15 protein-coding genes and 1 pseudogene are annotated in these 17506 nt (G+C 55.8%); 2 read left to right on the top strand and 14 right to left on the bottom strand.

Features of this window, described 5'->3' with window-relative positions; genetic code table 11:
- Positions 1 to 44: 44 nt before the first annotated feature.
- The gene (locus V476_RS09370; RefSeq protein WP_003426956.1) at positions 45 to 374 is read right to left on the bottom strand and encodes a DUF2790 domain-containing protein; all 330 of its coding nucleotides are present in this window, start codon (positions 372 to 374) and stop codon (positions 45 to 47) included.
- Positions 375 to 592: 218 nt separating this feature from the next.
- On the opposite strand from V476_RS09370, the gene V476_RS28445 reads away from it, so the two are divergent.
- Both V476_RS28445 and V476_RS09360 read left to right on the top strand, forming a co-directional pair.
- A complete protein-coding gene (locus V476_RS28445) occupies positions 593 to 814 on the top strand; it encodes a hypothetical protein (RefSeq protein ID WP_003343801.1) in 222 nt (73 codons plus the stop codon).
- Between the two features lie 472 nt (positions 815 to 1286).
- Positions 1287 to 2612, top strand: a complete 1326-nt coding sequence (locus tag V476_RS09360) for an OprD family porin (protein WP_024960329.1) — start codon at positions 1287 to 1289, stop codon at positions 2610 to 2612.
- A 59-nt stretch (positions 2613 to 2671) separates the two neighbouring features.
- Here V476_RS09360 and V476_RS09355 read toward each other — a convergent pair whose 3' ends face one another.
- The 13 genes and pseudogenes from V476_RS09355 to V476_RS09295 form a co-directional block, all read right to left on the bottom strand.
- Positions 2672 to 3634, bottom strand: a complete 963-nt coding sequence (locus V476_RS09355) for a fatty acid desaturase family protein (RefSeq protein WP_024960330.1) — start codon at positions 3632 to 3634, stop codon at positions 2672 to 2674.
- Positions 3621 to 4238, bottom strand: coding sequence for a phosphatase PAP2 family protein (locus tag V476_RS09350; RefSeq protein ID WP_024960331.1), 618 nt, complete (start codon positions 4236 to 4238; stop codon positions 3621 to 3623). The genes V476_RS09355 and V476_RS09350 overlap by 14 nt, the downstream gene beginning before the upstream one ends.
- A gap of 34 nt (positions 4239 to 4272) precedes the next feature.
- Entirely contained in the window at positions 4273 to 5367 is a 1095-nt protein-coding gene (locus V476_RS09345) for a glycosyltransferase family protein (RefSeq protein WP_024960332.1), read from the bottom strand.
- Complete coding sequence (locus V476_RS09340; protein WP_024960333.1) at positions 5364 to 6107, bottom strand: hypothetical protein; 744 nt, start codon at positions 6105 to 6107, stop codon at positions 5364 to 5366. Before V476_RS09340 ends, V476_RS09345 begins: the two co-directional genes overlap by 4 nt.
- Positions 6104 to 7096 carry a hypothetical protein gene (locus V476_RS09335; protein WP_024960334.1) on the bottom strand — a complete coding sequence of 331 codons (993 nt, stop codon included), beginning with the start codon at positions 7094 to 7096 and terminating at the stop codon, positions 6104 to 6106. Before V476_RS09335 ends, V476_RS09340 begins: the two co-directional genes overlap by 4 nt.
- Before the next feature lie 53 nt (positions 7097 to 7149).
- Complete coding sequence (locus V476_RS09330; protein WP_024960335.1) at positions 7150 to 8211, bottom strand: glycosyltransferase family 2 protein; 1062 nt, start codon at positions 8209 to 8211, stop codon at positions 7150 to 7152.
- Positions 8212 to 8401: 190 nt separating this feature from the next.
- Positions 8402 to 9130, bottom strand: coding sequence for a DKNYY domain-containing protein (locus V476_RS09325; RefSeq protein WP_024960336.1), 729 nt, complete (start codon positions 9128 to 9130; stop codon positions 8402 to 8404).
- Between the two features lie 503 nt (positions 9131 to 9633).
- Entirely contained in the window at positions 9634 to 10689 is a 1056-nt protein-coding gene (locus V476_RS09320) for an SEL1-like repeat protein (RefSeq protein WP_024960337.1), read from the bottom strand.
- 136 nt (positions 10690 to 10825) lie between these two features.
- Positions 10826 to 11881: an SEL1-like repeat protein gene (locus tag V476_RS09315; RefSeq protein ID WP_024960338.1), complete on the bottom strand. Its 1056-nt coding sequence runs from the start codon at positions 11879 to 11881 to the stop codon at positions 10826 to 10828.
- A gap of 136 nt (positions 11882 to 12017) precedes the next feature.
- Positions 12018 to 13073, bottom strand: coding sequence for an SEL1-like repeat protein (locus V476_RS09310; RefSeq protein WP_024960339.1), 1056 nt, complete (start codon positions 13071 to 13073; stop codon positions 12018 to 12020).
- A pseudogene (locus V476_RS09305) lies at positions 13073 to 14326 on the bottom strand (phospholipase D-like domain-containing protein); the annotation flags it as partial. The pseudogene V476_RS09305 and the gene V476_RS09310, both read right to left, overlap by 1 nt.
- 125 nt (positions 14327 to 14451) lie before the next feature.
- Positions 14452 to 15507 (bottom strand): SEL1-like repeat protein, encoded by a 1056-nt coding sequence (locus V476_RS09300; protein ID WP_024960341.1) that lies wholly within the window; start codon positions 15505 to 15507, stop codon positions 14452 to 14454.
- On the bottom strand, positions 15507 to 17372 hold the full coding sequence (locus V476_RS09295) for a phospholipase D-like domain-containing protein (protein ID WP_024960342.1): 1866 nt from the start codon (positions 17370 to 17372) through the stop codon (positions 15507 to 15509). Before V476_RS09295 ends, V476_RS09300 begins: the two co-directional genes overlap by 1 nt.
- Between the last annotated feature and the right edge of the window lie 134 nt (positions 17373 to 17506).

Genomic DNA, 17506 nt, shown 5'->3' with positions numbered 1-17506 from the left:
GACGGGGGATGTAACGCTGAGTGGCCTTCCTGGCAGGTTCAGAATCATTGGCTGTTTCTGCACCCGCCGAGGACCTGGTACTGAACCGTGTTCAGCTTGCCCTTGGAGTCTTCGTACGTCATCAGTTTTGGCATCACGCTACAGGTTTGCAGATCCGGGGACTTGCGGACCAGCTTGGCAACGTCCAGCTTCATGCCGTAGGTGTACTCCTTGATTTCCGGCATCGGCTTGTTATGGAGGGCGGCATACTTCTGCACGCTGGCCTGGTGTTCTTTGATCACCGTAGTGGCTTTGACCTCATCAGAGGTGTAGGCGAAAGCACTGATGGGCGAAAGGATGACCAGGGCAAGTAACAACGATTTGGCTGTGCGCATTTTCTTTTGTCTCCGTTTGAATGTGGCTTAACCCTAACCAATGCGCACTAACCGGAAGGTTGCTGAAACATTACAAATCGGTCATCTCGAAGATGTCAGCTTCCTAACAGTATTGTCATTGTTCGCTCACCTTCCTGTTAGCTCCCCCTCCGTAAGCTTGTTTCATCCCTGACGAGCGCCAAGCGCTGCGCAGGTCCGACATTCAACCGAGAAAGGTAATGATGATGAAACTGGTCAAATCGATGGTCTTCGCCGTAGCTGCCTTGTCCGCCACTGCAGCCTTTGCCGACGACGGTAACGAGTACGCAAGCCCCGCTGCCGACAAGATGCGCCTGGCGCAAGAGATGCGTTTCAAGGAACAGAACAGCAGCAAAGCCGAGCGGTACGTCAATGCCGACGAGAAAGCCGAGGCTGAACGGTCGACCAAGTCCGAAGGCTGATGCCTTTGCTACCCGACCCGCTGCACCCCTATTCGCCCTTTGTAGCAGCTCCCTGCTCCTTTGGTCGGGGCGAATCTTTAAGCGTCCTTCGGGGCGCTTTTTTTATTCCTGGCAGAAACGTCGGCGATAAGCGTTTTTCATGCATCTGCCCGAAGGGCGTAGGAGCGAACTTGTTCGCGAAGAGGCCGGCATGCTCGCTGCAAATGCACCATCTTCGCTAACCAGCGAAACGTCGCCCGGCCTGCTCCTACGGCCTTCGGCGAGAATAAAAACAGACGTATCCGTTCAATGCCTGTTTCACCGTATTGAACTAACGCAGGCGGTACTTCACTTCCTTTCATATTTGTAATCCCGCCGTCACCTCGACGTTATCTTCGCCACCTCAAGATGGTGCCCCGCTGGCAGCTCTCGCACCTATAAAAAGAGCCAGGTCGACACGTTCAAAACAATCTGCCGATCCATCGGAGCACATATGACCCAACTCAGAACATTGTCCCTTGCCCTATGCTCGACACTGGCAGGTGTAACGCCGATTACCGCACTCGCCGAAGAACAGAAAGAAGGCTTCATCGAAGGCAGCACGCTGACGGTACTCAACCGCAACTTCTACATGAACCGCGACCATCGCAATGGCGAGTCCAGCCCGACCGGCAATGGCTATTCAGAAGCATGGGCGCAGGGCATCATCGGCCGATTCCAGTCAGGTTTCACTCAAGGCACATTCGGTGTCGGCGTCGATGCCTTTGCCATGATCGGTATCAAGCTCGACACGGGGGATGGCAGAAACGGTGGGCGCAGCGCTTTCGATGTACTGCCGGTCGATGAGCAAGGCAACGCCCGGGACGAGTACACCAAAGTCGGCGGCTCGCTGAAGGCCAGGGCTTTCGACACCGTCGTGAACGTCGGCGATGTCTTCCCGTCGACGCCGGTGGTTGCCTTTGGCGACTCCCGCCTGCTGCCGGAGAGCTTCCGCGGCGTTACCGCCGTCAACAACAGCATCAGCGGCCTGACCCTGCAAGGCGGTCGCCTGCATTCCATGAGCCAGCCCGTCTCCAGCAACCTGCGCGACGGTTTCGCCACCTTCTACGGCGGCGCGGTCGACGCACCATGGGTCGCCTACTTCGGCGGCGACTACCAGGCCACCGACGCGCTGAGCCTTGGCCTGTACACCAGCCGACTCAAAGATGTCTGGGATCAGAAATACGCCTCGGCGGTATACGTACTGCCACTTTCCGATGACCTCGCACTGACCGGCAGCCTGAACTATTACAACGCCACCGACGAAGGCAAAAAGCTGCTCGGCGAATTCGACAACGACATCTGGAGCGCAAAACTCGCCCTGCAATACGGCGCACACACCCTGTCGCTTTCGCATCAGCGCAACGAAGGTGATGATGATTTCGACTACCTCAGGCAGTCCGACTCCATCTACCTGGCCAACTCCATCCAGTACAGCGACTTCAACTCACCCAAGGAGCGCTCGTGGATGGTCACCTACAACCTCGACATGTCCACCTTCGGCGTGCGCGGCCTGTCATTCATGACCCGCTACGGCAAAGGCACCGACGCCGACTACTCCAACGCCAACAGCACCTACATGCGCCGCGACGCACAAGGCAACCCGCTGACCGATCAAAAACGCTGGGAGCGCGATATCGAAGCGAAATACATCGTGCAGACCGGATCGCTGAAAGACCTGTCACTGCGCGTGCGCCAGGCAACGACCCGGGCCACGGCGTTCGAATCGGATCTGGATGAGGTGAGGGTGATTGTGGAGTATCCGTTGAGTGTGCTTTGAGGGGGATGATTGAGTGAGGCGTCCTTTGGGGCGCTTTTTATTCAGGCAACGGTATCCGCTTACAAACGCTTTCGGGACGCGGGGAAGCTGACGTCGCGCAGCACTCCACCGTATCCGCCGTATAGGTTCTCGCCCGGCAGCAGCCGTCGAGCCGTCAATTGCTGATGCGCCTGACGCAAATGGTAGAAAGGCATGCGCACATAGAGGTGATGCTCTATGTGGTAATGAATGGCATGCGGGCCAAATACAAACGTCTGCCAGTTCGGGCGCACTATACTGCGCGCGTTCTGGCTCTGGTCATCACAGGCCGGCAGGCCTGCGTGCTCCATGATCGCTCGAATCCGTCCCATCAGCGGCAGCAAGGTGACGGCAGGCAGCAACCATAATCCCGGATACAGCAGCGGATGCCCCGACCAGGCGAGCACACCAAACAAAAGCCCGTTGCTGATCAGCATCGAAAAGACTTCCCAAGCCGCCTGCCGAGGTGATTTATCGACCTTGGGCATGATTGCGCGATAGTCCCCACGGGCAAATCTGAATGCGCTGATGAAATATCCCACTCCACACAGATCAGCCAGTAATCGAGTGGCCAGCTTGCCTCTTGGTTGTGGGTAATCCCCCAGACCGAACACCGCGACTACCGGGTCATCGTGCTGCATGGGATGCATGTGATGCTTCAGGTGTCCGGCGCGGTAGGTCTGCATCGAGATAAACAGCGGGCCTGCTGCAGCCAGTTGGCCGATCACATCATTAGGTTTCTGCCGGGGCAACAATACGCCGTGGGCGCTCTCATGCATGATCACCGCCAGCGCCAACTGGCTGCGTGCGATGAGCAGGGCTGCAAACAGATAGGTTGCGGGGTGTGGCCAGAGCGCGGCGCAAGTGAACGCTAGCGCGATCAGGCCCCAGTCGGCCAATAGCGCCAGCAGGCTGATCCAGGGTTTGAGCACATACAACTCGGCGGCAGGTGTAAACGCTTTCAGCGCGAGGTTACCGCCTGTGCGTGATTCAGGCTTGGGCACGGGCGTTGTTTCCTTGTGGTCGAGTGGCCAGGGCACAGGCCAGAGCGAGCATCACACCGCCTGCGACATCTATCAGCGTGTGCTGCTTCAACGTCAGGGTCGACAAGCAGATCAGCAGCCCGGTAATGCCGATCAACGCTCTGTAAGGTTGACCCCAAAGCGCTCGGCAAGCCAGGCAGGTGACGGCCACGTGCAGGCTGGGGCAGCCGTTGGACGCCAGGTCCAGCTGCCAAAGCCGGCTCAAGCGTTGTTGTAGAAACGCATTGTCGATCAACCCGGTATCAGGCCGGGGTATGAACTCGGGGAACAGCCAAAAGCATAGCAAGGCCACGCCAAACGCGATCCCGGTTGCCGTTCTGAACGCCTTGAAGCGCTCGACGCTGGCGTACCCGGCTGCTAACAGCACGAACGGGAAAAATAGCACGTACACCCACCATGAATGTGCGGTGAACGGGATCAACTCATCCAGCGGTGTGACCCAGTTGTAGCGAGGGGTGACGGCGCGTTCCAGACAGATGAAAACGCCCAGGCCGAGCAGTAGCCCCAGCAACGCGATCAGCGCCTGACGGTAGTCGGGTTGGCGAAGCTGCACGGGCTGGCTCATGGCTGTTCGCTGGGCGATGGCATAAGCATTGAACTCATAAGTTGAGCAAACGGCTGTTCCAGGCGTTGATTCGCGCCTGGGCGCGCGCCTGACCTGCCGCGCCGGAAGGGTCGGGTGCGGAGACCGCACACAGTTGCCTGGCCGCATCGGCCACCTGATGCTGAAATTCAGCAGCATCGCCCCGCCAGGTCACCACGCGGTGCAACAGCTGCAACTGCGCAGCACGTGCGGCGTTGGTGGCTTGTTCGGGCTGATCGCTGACTACCAGGATGATCGGCCGTTGATAAACCAGCGCGATCGACAGCGCGGCCATGCCCGGTGCCGACACGATCAGTTGTGCCTGCGCTGCGCGGCTGGCCCAGTCCGGGTCAATGGCAAGCCAGCCATCGTGTCCGGCATAACCCTCGCCGATAAGGTGCTTGCTCAGCCCTGCAGCGGACAGGCCCGCGCTCAAGGCGTCGGCCAGGGCGGGCTCGGTGAAATGAGGGTTGAGGTAAACCGCTGCGCCATCGCCGATCCGGTCTGGCGTTACGGCAACCAGGGCTACCGGGGTTGGCAAGCGAAACACCTTTGGGGCGTCTGCGTCGTCAACGGCGTAGGCAAAATCATGCTCTATGCAGGCGCGAGCTGCGTTTATCTGGCGGTCAACAATCCAGCCAAACAGGCGCGCAAACGGACGTGGCCACATGCCCGCGAAATTATTGATCAGCGCGACCTTCAGGCTTGCCCCATACACATGCACCACCTTGCGCCGCCAGCCGGGCAGCATGCCCATGTACAGCAGCGCGGGGTGAAAGGAATCGTTGATCACCAGATCGACATCGCGCAGGCGACGTTGCAGCTGGCCGATATCACGCAGCATGCGACTTGGGCGAAACAGGTAGTGCGCGACATTGCGGTTGGTGGCCTTGCGCAGCATGTTTTGTTCGCTATCGAACTGCACGGCATAGTGCAGCGATAGAACCCCTGCCTCTATTCCGAAACGCTGCAGAAAACGCTGCCCTTGCTCAGAGGTAGTCATCACATCAACCTCGGCCCCGGCCTTGCGCAGCGCGTGCACCAGCAATTGCGCGCGCATCAGATGGCCGCGTGCATCGGCAGTCGCGAGATAAAGAATGCGTGTGCTCATCGGGCGCTGCCGCCCGCTTTGCGCAGCCCGCCAAACACCCAGCCAGCTACATACATCGCCACAGCGCTGGTCACGCCAAAGCCGGATTCTACAGTACGAATATCCTTCAATAACCGCGCCAGATGCACCCATTCATGAGGCGCCACGATACGCCGCAAGGTGTTCTCGCACAGGCGCACGTGGGCTTTCTCGTCGGCCAGCACTTTCGACAGCAACGGGTAGAAACTGTGTGCCGTGCCGATGACTGCGCAGTGACGGCCCAGCACGCGCTGGGCCATCTGCTCTGCGCAGAGCCCGGTAGCATAGGCGGGCACCAGCAGGCCCTGCTCGAAATTCGCTGAATGCCGCCGGGCCAGATGTTGCCAGCGACGAATTTTGTGCCGACTGAGCCAGTCCGGTGCCAGACGCTTTGATCCTTCATCGCCCATCGCATGCAAGGCCTCAGTGAACAGCACCACGTGACGACGCTCATCGGCCAGGTGCTGTTCGACCTGCCGTTCGAGCCAAGGCGGTGATTGCGGCATCAATTCGTCAAGTAATGCGCGCTCAGTAGCGTCCTCGCCGGCCAGGTACATGCGCAGCAGCATGCGTTCACCGCGTGGGCTGCGGTGCAGGCGTTTGAGTGCCGCGCGTTTGATCCGGTCCACCATGTGCGCTTGCAATGCACCGAGGCCTCGCACCTCGGGCGTGGCCAGGCAGCTGAAGTCGGATTCGCTGGCGCTGTGTTCGATCGCGCTCATTGCACAGGCTGCGGGCTACGGTGCCAGGCCAGGATCAGGCCGATGAAGCTGTCGCGTAAAAAGGCCGAGCCTGAGGCCGCAGCGGTCGGGAAGCGTTCTTCAGCACCGTTGTAACGCAGATAGCCCTTGCCACTTACCGCGCCCATTTCGAGGGTGTCGAGCTTTTTGAAGCCATGTTTGCGCACGTCGGCAAGAAGCGGGCTGTCTTCCAGGCCAAACACAAACAGTTGGCGCTGAACCACCCACACCGGAATCTGCCCGCTCAACGCCTGCAATTTGACATTCCAGGTGCCGGTTTCCAGTAGAGAACCCAGCTCTACGGTGCCCGGTTGATCCGAGGTGAAGCTGGCGCGCAGCAAAGACTTCGATACTTTGCCGACTCCCAAGGCAATGGTGATGTCGTTGGCATCAGGGGTTTTCACATCGCTTGGGTGAACCTCGATGAAATAGCTGGCCACTCTTGCGGCAAGTGACGGTTGCGCCAGAACATTGCGTGCCTGCTCGGCTGTGAACAGCACTCGCTCTCCTGTCCCTTCGCGAACGCTGATCTGGTAAGGGTCGAGTTTTATCTCACGAAACTTGCCACGCACCGGGGCGTGCACATAGGTATCGGGGGACCACACCTTGCCTGAGCGGCGCAGCAATACATGCAGGCTCAGCGGTACTCGCTGGCCATCGTCGGCCAGACCACTGCCGTGCAGCAACACGTCGCCTATAACGGTTTTGCTGTCATGGCTGGCGTCGGCGGTAAATACAATGGTGTGGGATTGAGGGTCTACGCTGGCATGGGCATCAGCCACGTCCAGGGCGATGCGGTTACAGTTGTCATCCGCGTTGCTGAGGTTTGTGGCGCAACCGCTGGCCGAAGCAAAGTGAAATACTCCGCGGCCTTTGAAATCGGAAGGCGCAGCCTGTGCCTGAGTACTCAGCCCCAGCAATGCCAGGCAAACGATGTAGCAGCCAAGCGAAGTGTTCGATAAAGATTTCATACTGACTTCCTGTGAGCACGCTTCCTGCGTGCGACGATGGGGTATGACGCGGCTCAATCCAGATTGCGGTGATAAGAGAGCGCTTCACTATGGCGTGCGCTGGCACGACCAAACGATAGGCCGCAACCGCGTATAACGGCACCGGCGGTGTCCAGCAGCGACAGCCCCACTACAAAAGTCATCGCAGTCAGGCGTCGTAATCCATGCAGTGGTGGCAGATGCTGGTGGTTAAGTGCGCGCAGGCTGTAGCCAAGGCGACCCACCATCACACACAACGGGCCGATGGGACCGCTGCGCCCGAGCCACTGTAGCCAGCCGGGCATATAGGCATGCACCAGATACGGAGTGAGGTCGACGCTGTCTCCACCTCGCAACCAGCGCAGTTTCAAGACTTCTCCCCGGCTGTCGGGCAAGCGGTGTTCGGTGTGCGCATGCGGTGCGTAGACCACCGCCACGCCCTCTGCCTGCATGCGCAACCCCATGACCTGACAATGCGCCCGGTAAACGCCGTCAAGGGGCTCGTAGCGGTGCCGCTCGAAAGCATCGCAGCGGAAGGCCACATTGTTTGCATAGAAATTGCGCGTGGCACCGCTGCGCAACGGGCTGGGGAAATACATGAAATCAATGGCAGTCAGCGCACTGCCAGCGATACTTGGCGCATAGCTGGTACGTCCAGCGACAGCAACCGGCGCATCGGCCTGATCAAAGGGTACAAGCAACTGTTCCAGCCAGTCGGCGCAAGGCAGGCAATCGGCGTCGGCAAATACCACGTACTGGCAGCGCGTTTGATCGACACAATCAAAGCCTGCATTCTTCGCATCGTAGTAGCCGGTGAGCGCGTCGATCTCGACAAAGTCCAGCGTGCGCCCTGCCAGCTCACACAACGCCTGACGCGCCTGCAGATCAAGGCCGTCATGGGTGATGACCCACTGCGCCAGCGAGAGGGGCGAAACACTCTGCTGCGCATACCGGGCAACCAGCCGCTTGAGGCTGCTCAATGCCTGCACGGCATCACTGCCACCACGCAGATTATTGGTCTCCAGCACTAGCGCCGTGGTTGCCGCGATGCCAGCGATACGATGCCCTGTGCCGTCGCCACGAGGCGGCACCGACATCCTGACTGTCGCTTCTTTGCTATCCATGCCTGAGTGTCTCTGGGAAAACGGGGGCGTTTGCGCGTCCGACTTGTCCAGTTGAGCGTGCAAAATTAGGAGATTGCCGGGCGCAATCACAGCATGATCCTTGAGATTATTCAAACGATGAGTTTTGCCAAGTGCTTTGGAGGAGAGACTTGGGTGCCAGTGTTCATATATTATTTTCATAATAATCAACATCCATAGGCACGAGTATTCTGGTTGATGACGGTGAGCCCGCTGCCAGCTCATAAAACGTCCCATGAGTATATAAGTAGATTTTTTGTGATGTTACAAACATAAACATATCGGGCGATGCCATGCCTTGAAAGTAATCAGCCCCGTTCTCTCGTAAAAAAATCAGATCATTTCCCAGTTTCCCCAGTATCCCGCTTCCCCAGTTCCCGGCAGTGAAAAAACTTTCCATGTCAGGAACGTAGGCGCACGTTTTAAGCCCATGTTCTGGGCATCTCACAGGTTTAAGAGGAGTAAATTGATTCAAATCGATTTTGCCAATCGGCTTTCCGCCTACAAATACCTCGTCTTCACTTTTTGAAAACTCATACTTGCGCCAGTTATCATCGGTGCCGAATGGGAAAAAAACTGAAAATAGTTCGGGTTTTGCACCTTCTATTTTGGCATGTTTGTAATAAACATGGTTCGTATCTTTTGCGTAGTGTGAATACTGATCCTTTTTCCAATAAGGTAAGGGCTCGCTGGTATCCTCCAAAGACTGAAAGGCGGTTGAGTCCTGAGTAACTAATTTAAGCCATCTATCTTCTATCGCATCGTACTGCCCTGGTCTTGAAAATAGACAGGCAGGTGATAGATTATATATTAATGCCGATGCATCTCCAGTTCCTGAGATACAGGGTGTATTTCTGGAGTGTTCTTGCCTCATCCAATAAATTTTCCCATCCTTCGCCACGTAATGAGTAGAAATTTTGCGCAGATTCGTTGAGCAGCGTCCAACGGGTCCAGGCGTTTCCTCTACATCACCTTGCTTATTGAAACGACCTTCAATTCTCTCTTTGCAAATCACAAAAGGTTTGATTTCCTCGGTGGATCGCTGCCCGGAGCAACTCGTCAGCATAAATGCTATCGCACTCCCGGTTGCGAGCTTCAATATATTCATTGGTCTCATTTTTAGCTTCCTTTCATTGAATGCAAAATTGTTAGCCGCGGGTCGGTATTCAAATAATTTTTTGATGCAATCTGTAATTTAAATGTGTTGTGATGGATTGGCCTTGACGGTCTGTGTTGGAAAAAGGCCATGGGTCGCAAGGTGTTGTCAGTATTTTATAATGCATCGATTAGCGTCCGGACAAAGGGAGGAAATGCAGGTTTGCATACACAGGCCAATGTCAGCACATGCAAAATTCTGCTCGGAACTGGACACTGTAATTAGTCTTTCTTGCGATAAGCAGGCGACCCCGGCAATGGCTTGCCTGTTTTAGGGTCAAGCACCATGGCCTTGGCCAACTGCTCGATCAGCTCTTCAGAAGGCTTGGGCGGCGGGATGTTGGCTTCACGCTCTTCAACCCATTTCAGCTTGCCATCCCATGCGGGGAGTTTGGCTGGTGGCAGTGGGACGATTTCGTTGATTTCGGGGACGCTTGGATTGGCGTAGGACCAATCTGCTAGAAGGCTCCAGATTTGCTTATAACGTTCGGCGCGTTCCAAGTCTTCCTGCTGGCCTAGATAATACAAGCGATCATCGGGTTGGGGTCCGCGAAAGCCCTTGCTCAAAAAAGACGCAGAGGTTTCATCACCTGCCGCTGCGCCAAGTTGAAAGGCTTCCAGAGCGGCCCGATATTGCTTGGCTGTTGATAGGTGGACACCCAATGCTCCAGCTGCCTTGCCGTTACCTTGCTCTGCAGCACAACGACGCATTTGTCTTGCAATATCCGGTGCAATATCAATGGGCGCGAGTTTTTCGGCAACGTATGCTTGCGCTTGCGCACTTCCCTCATCTGCCGCTTTGCGAAAGTAGCGCAGGGACATATCCTCGTCTTGTTGTAGACCCGCCGCGCCCTTTTGAAGATAGATGGCGATCATGTAATACCCCGAAGCCACATGCGCATCTATCAGCTGTTGGCTAAGTCGTAATCTTTCCCCTCCAGTGAGCTTGAACTGGCCACGCATAGCACCGTTCTGCAGGTTGACATTGGCCTTGTAGTGGTTGTTTTCTGCCGCGATGCGATACAGTCTCCCTATCTCGACGTCGGCCGTTTCATCCTGCTGAATCTGATTGTTTTTCTGCAACCAACGGGCGTACTTGAACAGCACGTCCGTTTCTGCCGAAGGGGCCGGGATTTTCTCGTGTACGCAGGTAAATGCCAGCTTGGCGTTGACTTCGCTCAACTGACTCAGCGGCGCGTCCTTCGTCCGTGAGGTAAGAGCATTGCCGGAGCTGCAGGCGGCCAACAGCAGGATCGAAAGCAACAAAGTCAGGCGCATCAGTCATGGTCCGTCATAGTAGCGTCGTGATAATAAGGTTCAACGAGCGCGCGTCGGGTTTGAGTTTGGGCAGAGATTTGCATGTGCCGATCACTGTCGACACATGTAAATCTCTGCTTGGCACATGGATCTGTGATCAATCTTCCTTACTGTAGACCGGGGAGACTGGCAACGGCTTGCCCGTTTTAGGGTCAAGCACCATGGCCTTGGCCAGTTGCTCAATCAGCGCTTCAGAAGGCTTGGGCGGCGGGATGTTGGCTTCACGCTCTTCAACCCATTTCAGCTTGCCATCCCAAGCAGGAAGTTTGGCTGGCGGTAGTGGGACGATTTCATTTATCTCAGGGACTTTTGGGTCGGCGTAGGACAACCTACTAAGTAATTTGCTAATTTGCTTATAACGTTCCGCACGCTCAAGATCTTCTTTTTGGTCTAAGTAGTATAAGCGATCATCCGGTTTTGGGCCGCGAAAGCCTTTTCCCAGAAAAGACGCAGCAACTTCATTACCTGCCGCTGCACCCAACTGGAATGCTTCTATTGCCTCTTTGTAATTCCTATCTATCGCGAGATCCGTACCTAACGCTAGCGCCGCACTCCCATTTCCCTGCGCGGCAGCGCAGCGACGCATCTGTCGTGCGATATCCGGAGCAATATCTATAGGCTCTAGCTTGTCCGCCACATAGGCTTGCGCCTGTGCACTTCCTTCATCTGCTGCCTTTCGGAAGTAACGCAGGGACATGTCTTCATCCTGCTGTAGCCCAGCCGCACCCTTCTGAAGGTAGATGGCGATCATGTAATAACCTGTTGCCACGTGTGCATCTATTAATTGTTGGCTAAGGCGCAAGCGTTCCCCGCCAGTCAGCTTGAACTGGCCGCGCATGGCACCGTTCTGCAGGTTGACATTGGCCTTGTAGTGGTTGTTTTCTGCCGCGATGCGATACAGTCTCCCTATCTCGACGTCGACCGTTTCATCCTGCTGTATCTGGTTGTTTTTCTGCAACCAGCGCGCGTACTGGAACAGCACATCCGTTTCTGCCGAAGGGGCCGGAATTTTCTCGTGTACGCAGGTAAATGCCAGCTTGGCGTCGACTTCGCTCAACTGATTCAGCGGCGCGTCCTTCGTCCGTGAGGTAAGGGCATTGCCGGAGCTGCAGGCGGCCAACAGCAGGATCGAAAGCAACAAAGTCAAGCGCATCAGTCATGGTCCGTCATAGTAGCGTCGCGATAATAAGGTTCAACGAGCGCGCGTCGGGTTTGAGTTTGGGCAGAGATTTGCATGTGCCGATCACTGTCGACACATGTAAATCTCTGCTTGGCACATGGATCTGTGATCAGTCTTCCTTGCTGTAGACCGGAGAGCCTGGCAACGGCTTGCCTGTTTTAGGATCAAGCACCATGGCCTTGGCCAGTTGCTCGATCAGCGCTTCGGAAGGCTTGGGCGGCGGGATGTTGGCTTCACGCTCTTCAACCCATTTCAGCTTGCCATCCCATGCGGGGAGTTTGGCTGGGGGCAGGGGGACGATTTCGTTGATTTCGGGGACGCTTGGGTTGGCATAGGACCAGTCACCTAGCAACTTACCAATTTTTTTATAGCGATCTACACGCTCCAAATCTTTCTTCTGATCTATGAAGTACAAGCGATTAACCGATGCAGGACCATCAAAACCACTCTCTAAAAAAAATGCTGCAGTTTCATCGCCCGCTGCAACACCAAGTTGATAAGCTTTAAGTGCCTTCTGATAATTTCCATCAATTGTTTGATCGTTACCTAATGCTGTCGCGGCCTTTCCGTTACCTTGTTCAGCAGCACACCAGCGCGTCTGTCGTGCAATGTTCGGAGCAATATCGATCGGTTCTAGTTTGTCTGCCACATAAGCTTGGGCCTGGGCACTTCCCTCATCCGCCGCTTTGCGAAAGTAACGCAAGGCCATTTCCGGATCTTTATGCAAGCCAGCGGATCCCCGCTCAAGAAATACAGCGATGAAGTAATAACCAGTTGCTATGCGCGCGTCGATCAACTGCTGACTTAATCTTAGATGTTCTTCGCCGCCTAACTTAAATTCGCCACGCATGCCGCCGTTCTGCAGATTGACGTTCGCTTTATAATGCTGGTTTTCAGCGGGAATTCGGTACAGTCGCTCGATTTCGAGATCAACTGTCTTGTCCTGCTTGATCTGGTTGTTTTTCTGTAACCAGCGAGCATACTGGAACAGCATATCGGTTTCTGACGAAGAGGCCGGAAACTTCTCGTGTACGCAGGTAAAGGCCAGTTTTGCATTAATGTCAGTCAGCTGATTCAAGGGGATGTCCTTTGTTCTTAGATTAACGGCATTGCTAGTGCCGCACGCGACCATCAGAACGCTTGAAAGCAAAAGAGTCAGACGCATTAGTCAAGGTCCGTCATAGAAGTATCGCTGTAATAAAATTCGTTAAGGGGAGCGTATGGAGACATTTTTTTTGACTGCAGTCTCTTGTTATTACCAATGATAGCGCTCCAGGCTTTAAATGCTATTTCAGGCTCATCCTGCCCCCCTAACCCCTTCGTATGCAAATCCCACAATCGCCGCCGCAACGGCTGACTAAACTCTGGATGCTCGTGGCAGATGTTCAGTTCACTATCGACCATCATGCTTCGAGTGTTGATGTTGGCCGAGCCGTGTGTGGTGTAGACGTCATCGACGATCATCAGCTTGGAGTGGATGTAGACCGGCATCCAGGGTTGGCCATCCTGCAAGTCACGCGCGACCAATGAGCAAACATGAATCTTCAACCCTGGCACTTCTTTGGCTACCAAGTTGGAAGTTTCAATCTCCTTGGTTTTCCTGTCCATCTCCGCTTGCCATTCGTCCAGCTTTCTCTGCCCGGCCCGATCATTTGGGCCATCTGGCCGAGGTCTGACCGGGGCTTCACTTTTCATCTCCTTGATCATTCGCAGCTTGGTGATGGCCGGAATGGTTTCTGCCCGACCCAGGCTGGCGAGCATTTCCTGGGTCTTGGCCGTGCCCATGCCGACCCCGTCCTTGGTGTCATTGGTGACGACAAAAAGATAGAGGGGCTCCTTGCGGCCTGCCTCGAAGTATTTCCCTGCCAAGGTCTTGAGGTGATCGGCCAGCGGCGGCCAGCGGAAGTACTGGTTCTCGATGTAGATGAACTGGGTGACGTTGTTGGCAGCCACCATGTAACCGCTCTGGATGTCTCGAACGGGTTTTTCATGGTCGCCCACGTCATCCTTGTGCTTGCGGTTAGTTTTGGGCTGGCCCACCTGAGCCTGGGTGCGCAACACTTGCATCATCAACCGCGTGCCGTTCTGGAACTGGAGACGATTGGAGGTCGGATCGCAATCGCGGCAGGCGAGCAGGTCCTCGCCGGTTTCCTTGCGCCAGGCGATGGCAAAGTTCTGGTGCACATCATGGAGGATCGGCCCGGACAACATGCACGAGATGTCCTGGCGTGGCGTAGAGCCGCGCGAGCCTAGATAGGGCGCAGGCTTGGTGCCTTCTTCACGGTTCAGTGCCGAGTGTTGATCGGTGTCCCAATACTCGTCCAGAGAATTGTGACCCATGACAAAGCCGACCGCGCTGGGCAGTTCATAGTCGACCAGTACACTTTTCTGGTGGTGCGAGGCGCTGGCGCTCATGGCAAAGGGAATATCAGAGTGAGCACGCGCATAATCGGGCTTCCATACCTAAAAGATGGGGCGCATAGATTTGCATGCACCGATACTGTCGGCACATGCAAACCCGTGCTGGGCACATGGGTATGTGATCAGTCTTCCTTGCTATAAACAGGGGAGCCCGGCAACGGCTTACCTGTTTTGGGGTCGAGCACCATCGTCTTGGCCAACTGCTCGATCAACGCTTCGGAAGGCTTGGGCGGCGGGATATTGGCCTCACGCTCTTCAACCCATTTCAGCTTGCCATCCCAAGCGGGGAGTTTGGCCGGCGGCAGGGGAACGATTTCGTTGATTTCGGGGACGCTTGGGTTGGCGTAGGACCAGTTACCGAGGGCTTTGCCAATTTGCCTGTATCTTTCTGCACGCTGAAGATCCTCCTGCTGGTCAAGATAATACAACCCATTATCTCTTTTAGGACCACGAAACCCATTGTCTAAAAAGGAAGCTGAGCTTTCGTCCCCAGCCGAGACCCCAAGCTGAAGCATCTCAAGTGCAGCCTGATAGTGACCGTCGTTCTTCAGGTCAACACCCAGTGCTCTTGCAGCTTTGCCATTGCCTTGCTCGGCTGCACAACGGCGCATTTGCCGAGCGATATCTGGAGCAATGTCGATTGGGAATAATTTTTCTGCTACAAACGCTTGTGCTTGCGCGCTTCCTTCGTCTGCTGCCTTGCGGAAGTAGCGCAGGGACATATTTTCATCTTGTTGCAGACCAGCCGCGCCCTTCTGAAGATAGATGGCGATCATGTAGTATCCCGAAGCCACGTCTGCATCTATTAACTGCTGGCTAAGGCGCAGTCTTTCCCCGCCCGCGAGTTTGAACTGGCCGCGCATGGCACCGTTCTGCAGGTTGACGTTGGCCTTATAGTGATTGTTTTCTGCGGCGATGCGATACAGTCTGCCAATTTCGACGTCGACCGCTTCGTCCTGCGGGATCTGATTGTTCTTCTGCAACCAGCGAGCATATTGGAACAGCACGTCCGTTTCCGCCGAAGGGGCCGGTATTTTCTCGTGTACGCAGGTAAATGCCAGTTTGGCGTTGACTTCGCTCAACTGATTCAAGGGAGTGTCCTTTGTCCGTAGAGTAATAGCGTTGCCGGAGCTGCAGGCAACCAATAGCATGCTTGAGAGCAAGAAGGTTAGGCGCATCAGTCAAAGTCCGTCATGGATGTTCCGGTGTAATTGAATTCAACTAGAGGGGCATGGGGTGGTCTTTTCTTCGGCCTAAGATCTGTATTAATCGTAATTATGTCTTCCCATGCCTTAAACGCCATATCAGGCTCATCCTGCGCCCCTATCTTGTTTGTATGCATATCCCACAATCGCCGCCGCAACGGCTGGCTAAACTCAGGATGCTCGTGACAAATATTCAGTTCGCTATCGACCATCATGCTGCGGGTGTTGATGTTGGCCGAGCCGTGGGTGGTGTAGACGTCATCGACGATCATCAGTTTGGAGTGGATATAGACCGGCATCCAGGGCTGGCCAGCCGGCGAGTCGGGTGCGACCAATGAACAGACATGAATCTTCAAGCCTGTTACTGGCTCCAGTTCCAGCTTGGTGTCTTCAATCTCCTTGGTTTTCCTGTCTATCTCCGCTTGCCACTCGTCCAGCTTTCTCTGCCCGGCACGGTCATTTGGCCCATCTGGCCGGGGTCTGACCGGGGCTTCACTTTTCATCTCCTTGATCAGTCGCAGCTTGGTGATGGCCGGAATGGTCTCGGCCCGGCCCAGGCTGGCGAGCATTTCCTGGGTCTTGGCCGTGCCCATGCCGACCCCGTCTTTGGTGTCATTGGTGATGACAAAAAGATAAAGGGGTTCCTTGCGGCCTGCCTTGAAGTACTTCCCCGCCAGGGTCTTGATGTGGTCAGCCAGCGGCGGCCAGCGGAAATACTGGTTCTCGATGTAGATGAACTGGGTGACGTTATTGGCAGCCACCATGTAACCGCTCTGGATATCCCGAACGGGCGCTTCATAGTCGCCCACATCATCCTTGTGCTTGCGGTTGGTTTTGGGCTGACCCACCTGAGCCTGGGTGCGCAACAGTTGCATCATCAACCGGGTGCCGCTCTGGAACTGGAGGCGCTTGGAGGACGGATCGCAATCACGGCAGGCGAGCAGGTCTTCGCCGGTTTCCTTACGCCAGGCGATGGCGAAGTTCTGGTGCACATCGTGAAGGATCGGCCCGGACAGCATGCACGAGATGTCCTGGCGTGGCGTTTGGCCGCGCGCACCCAGATAAGGTTCTGGTTTGGTGCCCTCTTCACGGTTCAGTGCCGAGTGTTGATCGGTGTCCCAATACTCGTCCAGCGAGTTGTGGCCCATGACAAAGCCGACCGCGCTGGGCAGTTCATAGTCGACCAGCACGCTTTTCTGGTGGTGCGAGGCGCTGGCGCTCAGGGCAAGCTGCATGCGAGTGCTGATGTTGGGATCAAGCGCTTGATACCTCACCCAGTAAGCAATCTCTGCCCGCTCTTTCGCACTGAACCCCCTGCTGACGAATACAGGGGATGTGCCGTTGACTCGCTCAGCCGCCTTGCCATCGGACACCGCGCACTCAGAGAACCAGTCGCGGTCGTAGTCATACTGATCAGGCGTCGAGCTTTGCATAGCCCGGGATTTTATCCGGATCACGCCTTTGCCCGGCAGATTGCCTTCGCCTGCTACGCCTGCAGAGTTGAAAGGCATTTCCCAGCCGAGTATGCGCACCTTCCTGCCTGCGGCGGCCTTGAGCCTGAGCAGTTCGCCAATGCAGGGGTGGCATCCGTCGCGGATGAAATACATGGAAGGCTGAAAGCCCCAGCAGATGATTTCGACGGATTTCTCGGCCTTGGCAATGGCCTCATAAACAGCTCTGAACGCTTCCTCACCGTTGACCAGCGGTCGGTAGGTGGCTGGAATCGGGCTGAATTCGCTTTCCTCGACGAACCAGCGCGGAACAATCCTGGCGCTGTTGGTGTGCGAGAGTGCGATGGGCACTGTTATGCGGTTGAGGCGGGGGAGTGGCGATTCCATGAGCGTTTCGTTCCTTATAGGTTTTGACACGCTGCCTGACCGGAGAGGCGAGCTGGATGGCTGACAGTTGATTGCACAGGCCGTGGCCGCTCTGCAGGTTCATCAGGATGCATGCCGGTCGCAACTCTGGTCTT

The sequence above is a fragment of the Pseudomonas syringae KCTC 12500 genome, assembly GCF_000507185.2.
Taxonomy (GTDB): Bacteria; Pseudomonadota; Gammaproteobacteria; order Pseudomonadales; family Pseudomonadaceae; genus Aquipseudomonas; species Aquipseudomonas syringae.
The sequence above is the reverse complement of the archived record's forward strand: the minus strand, read 5'-3'. Positions and strand labels throughout refer to the sequence as shown.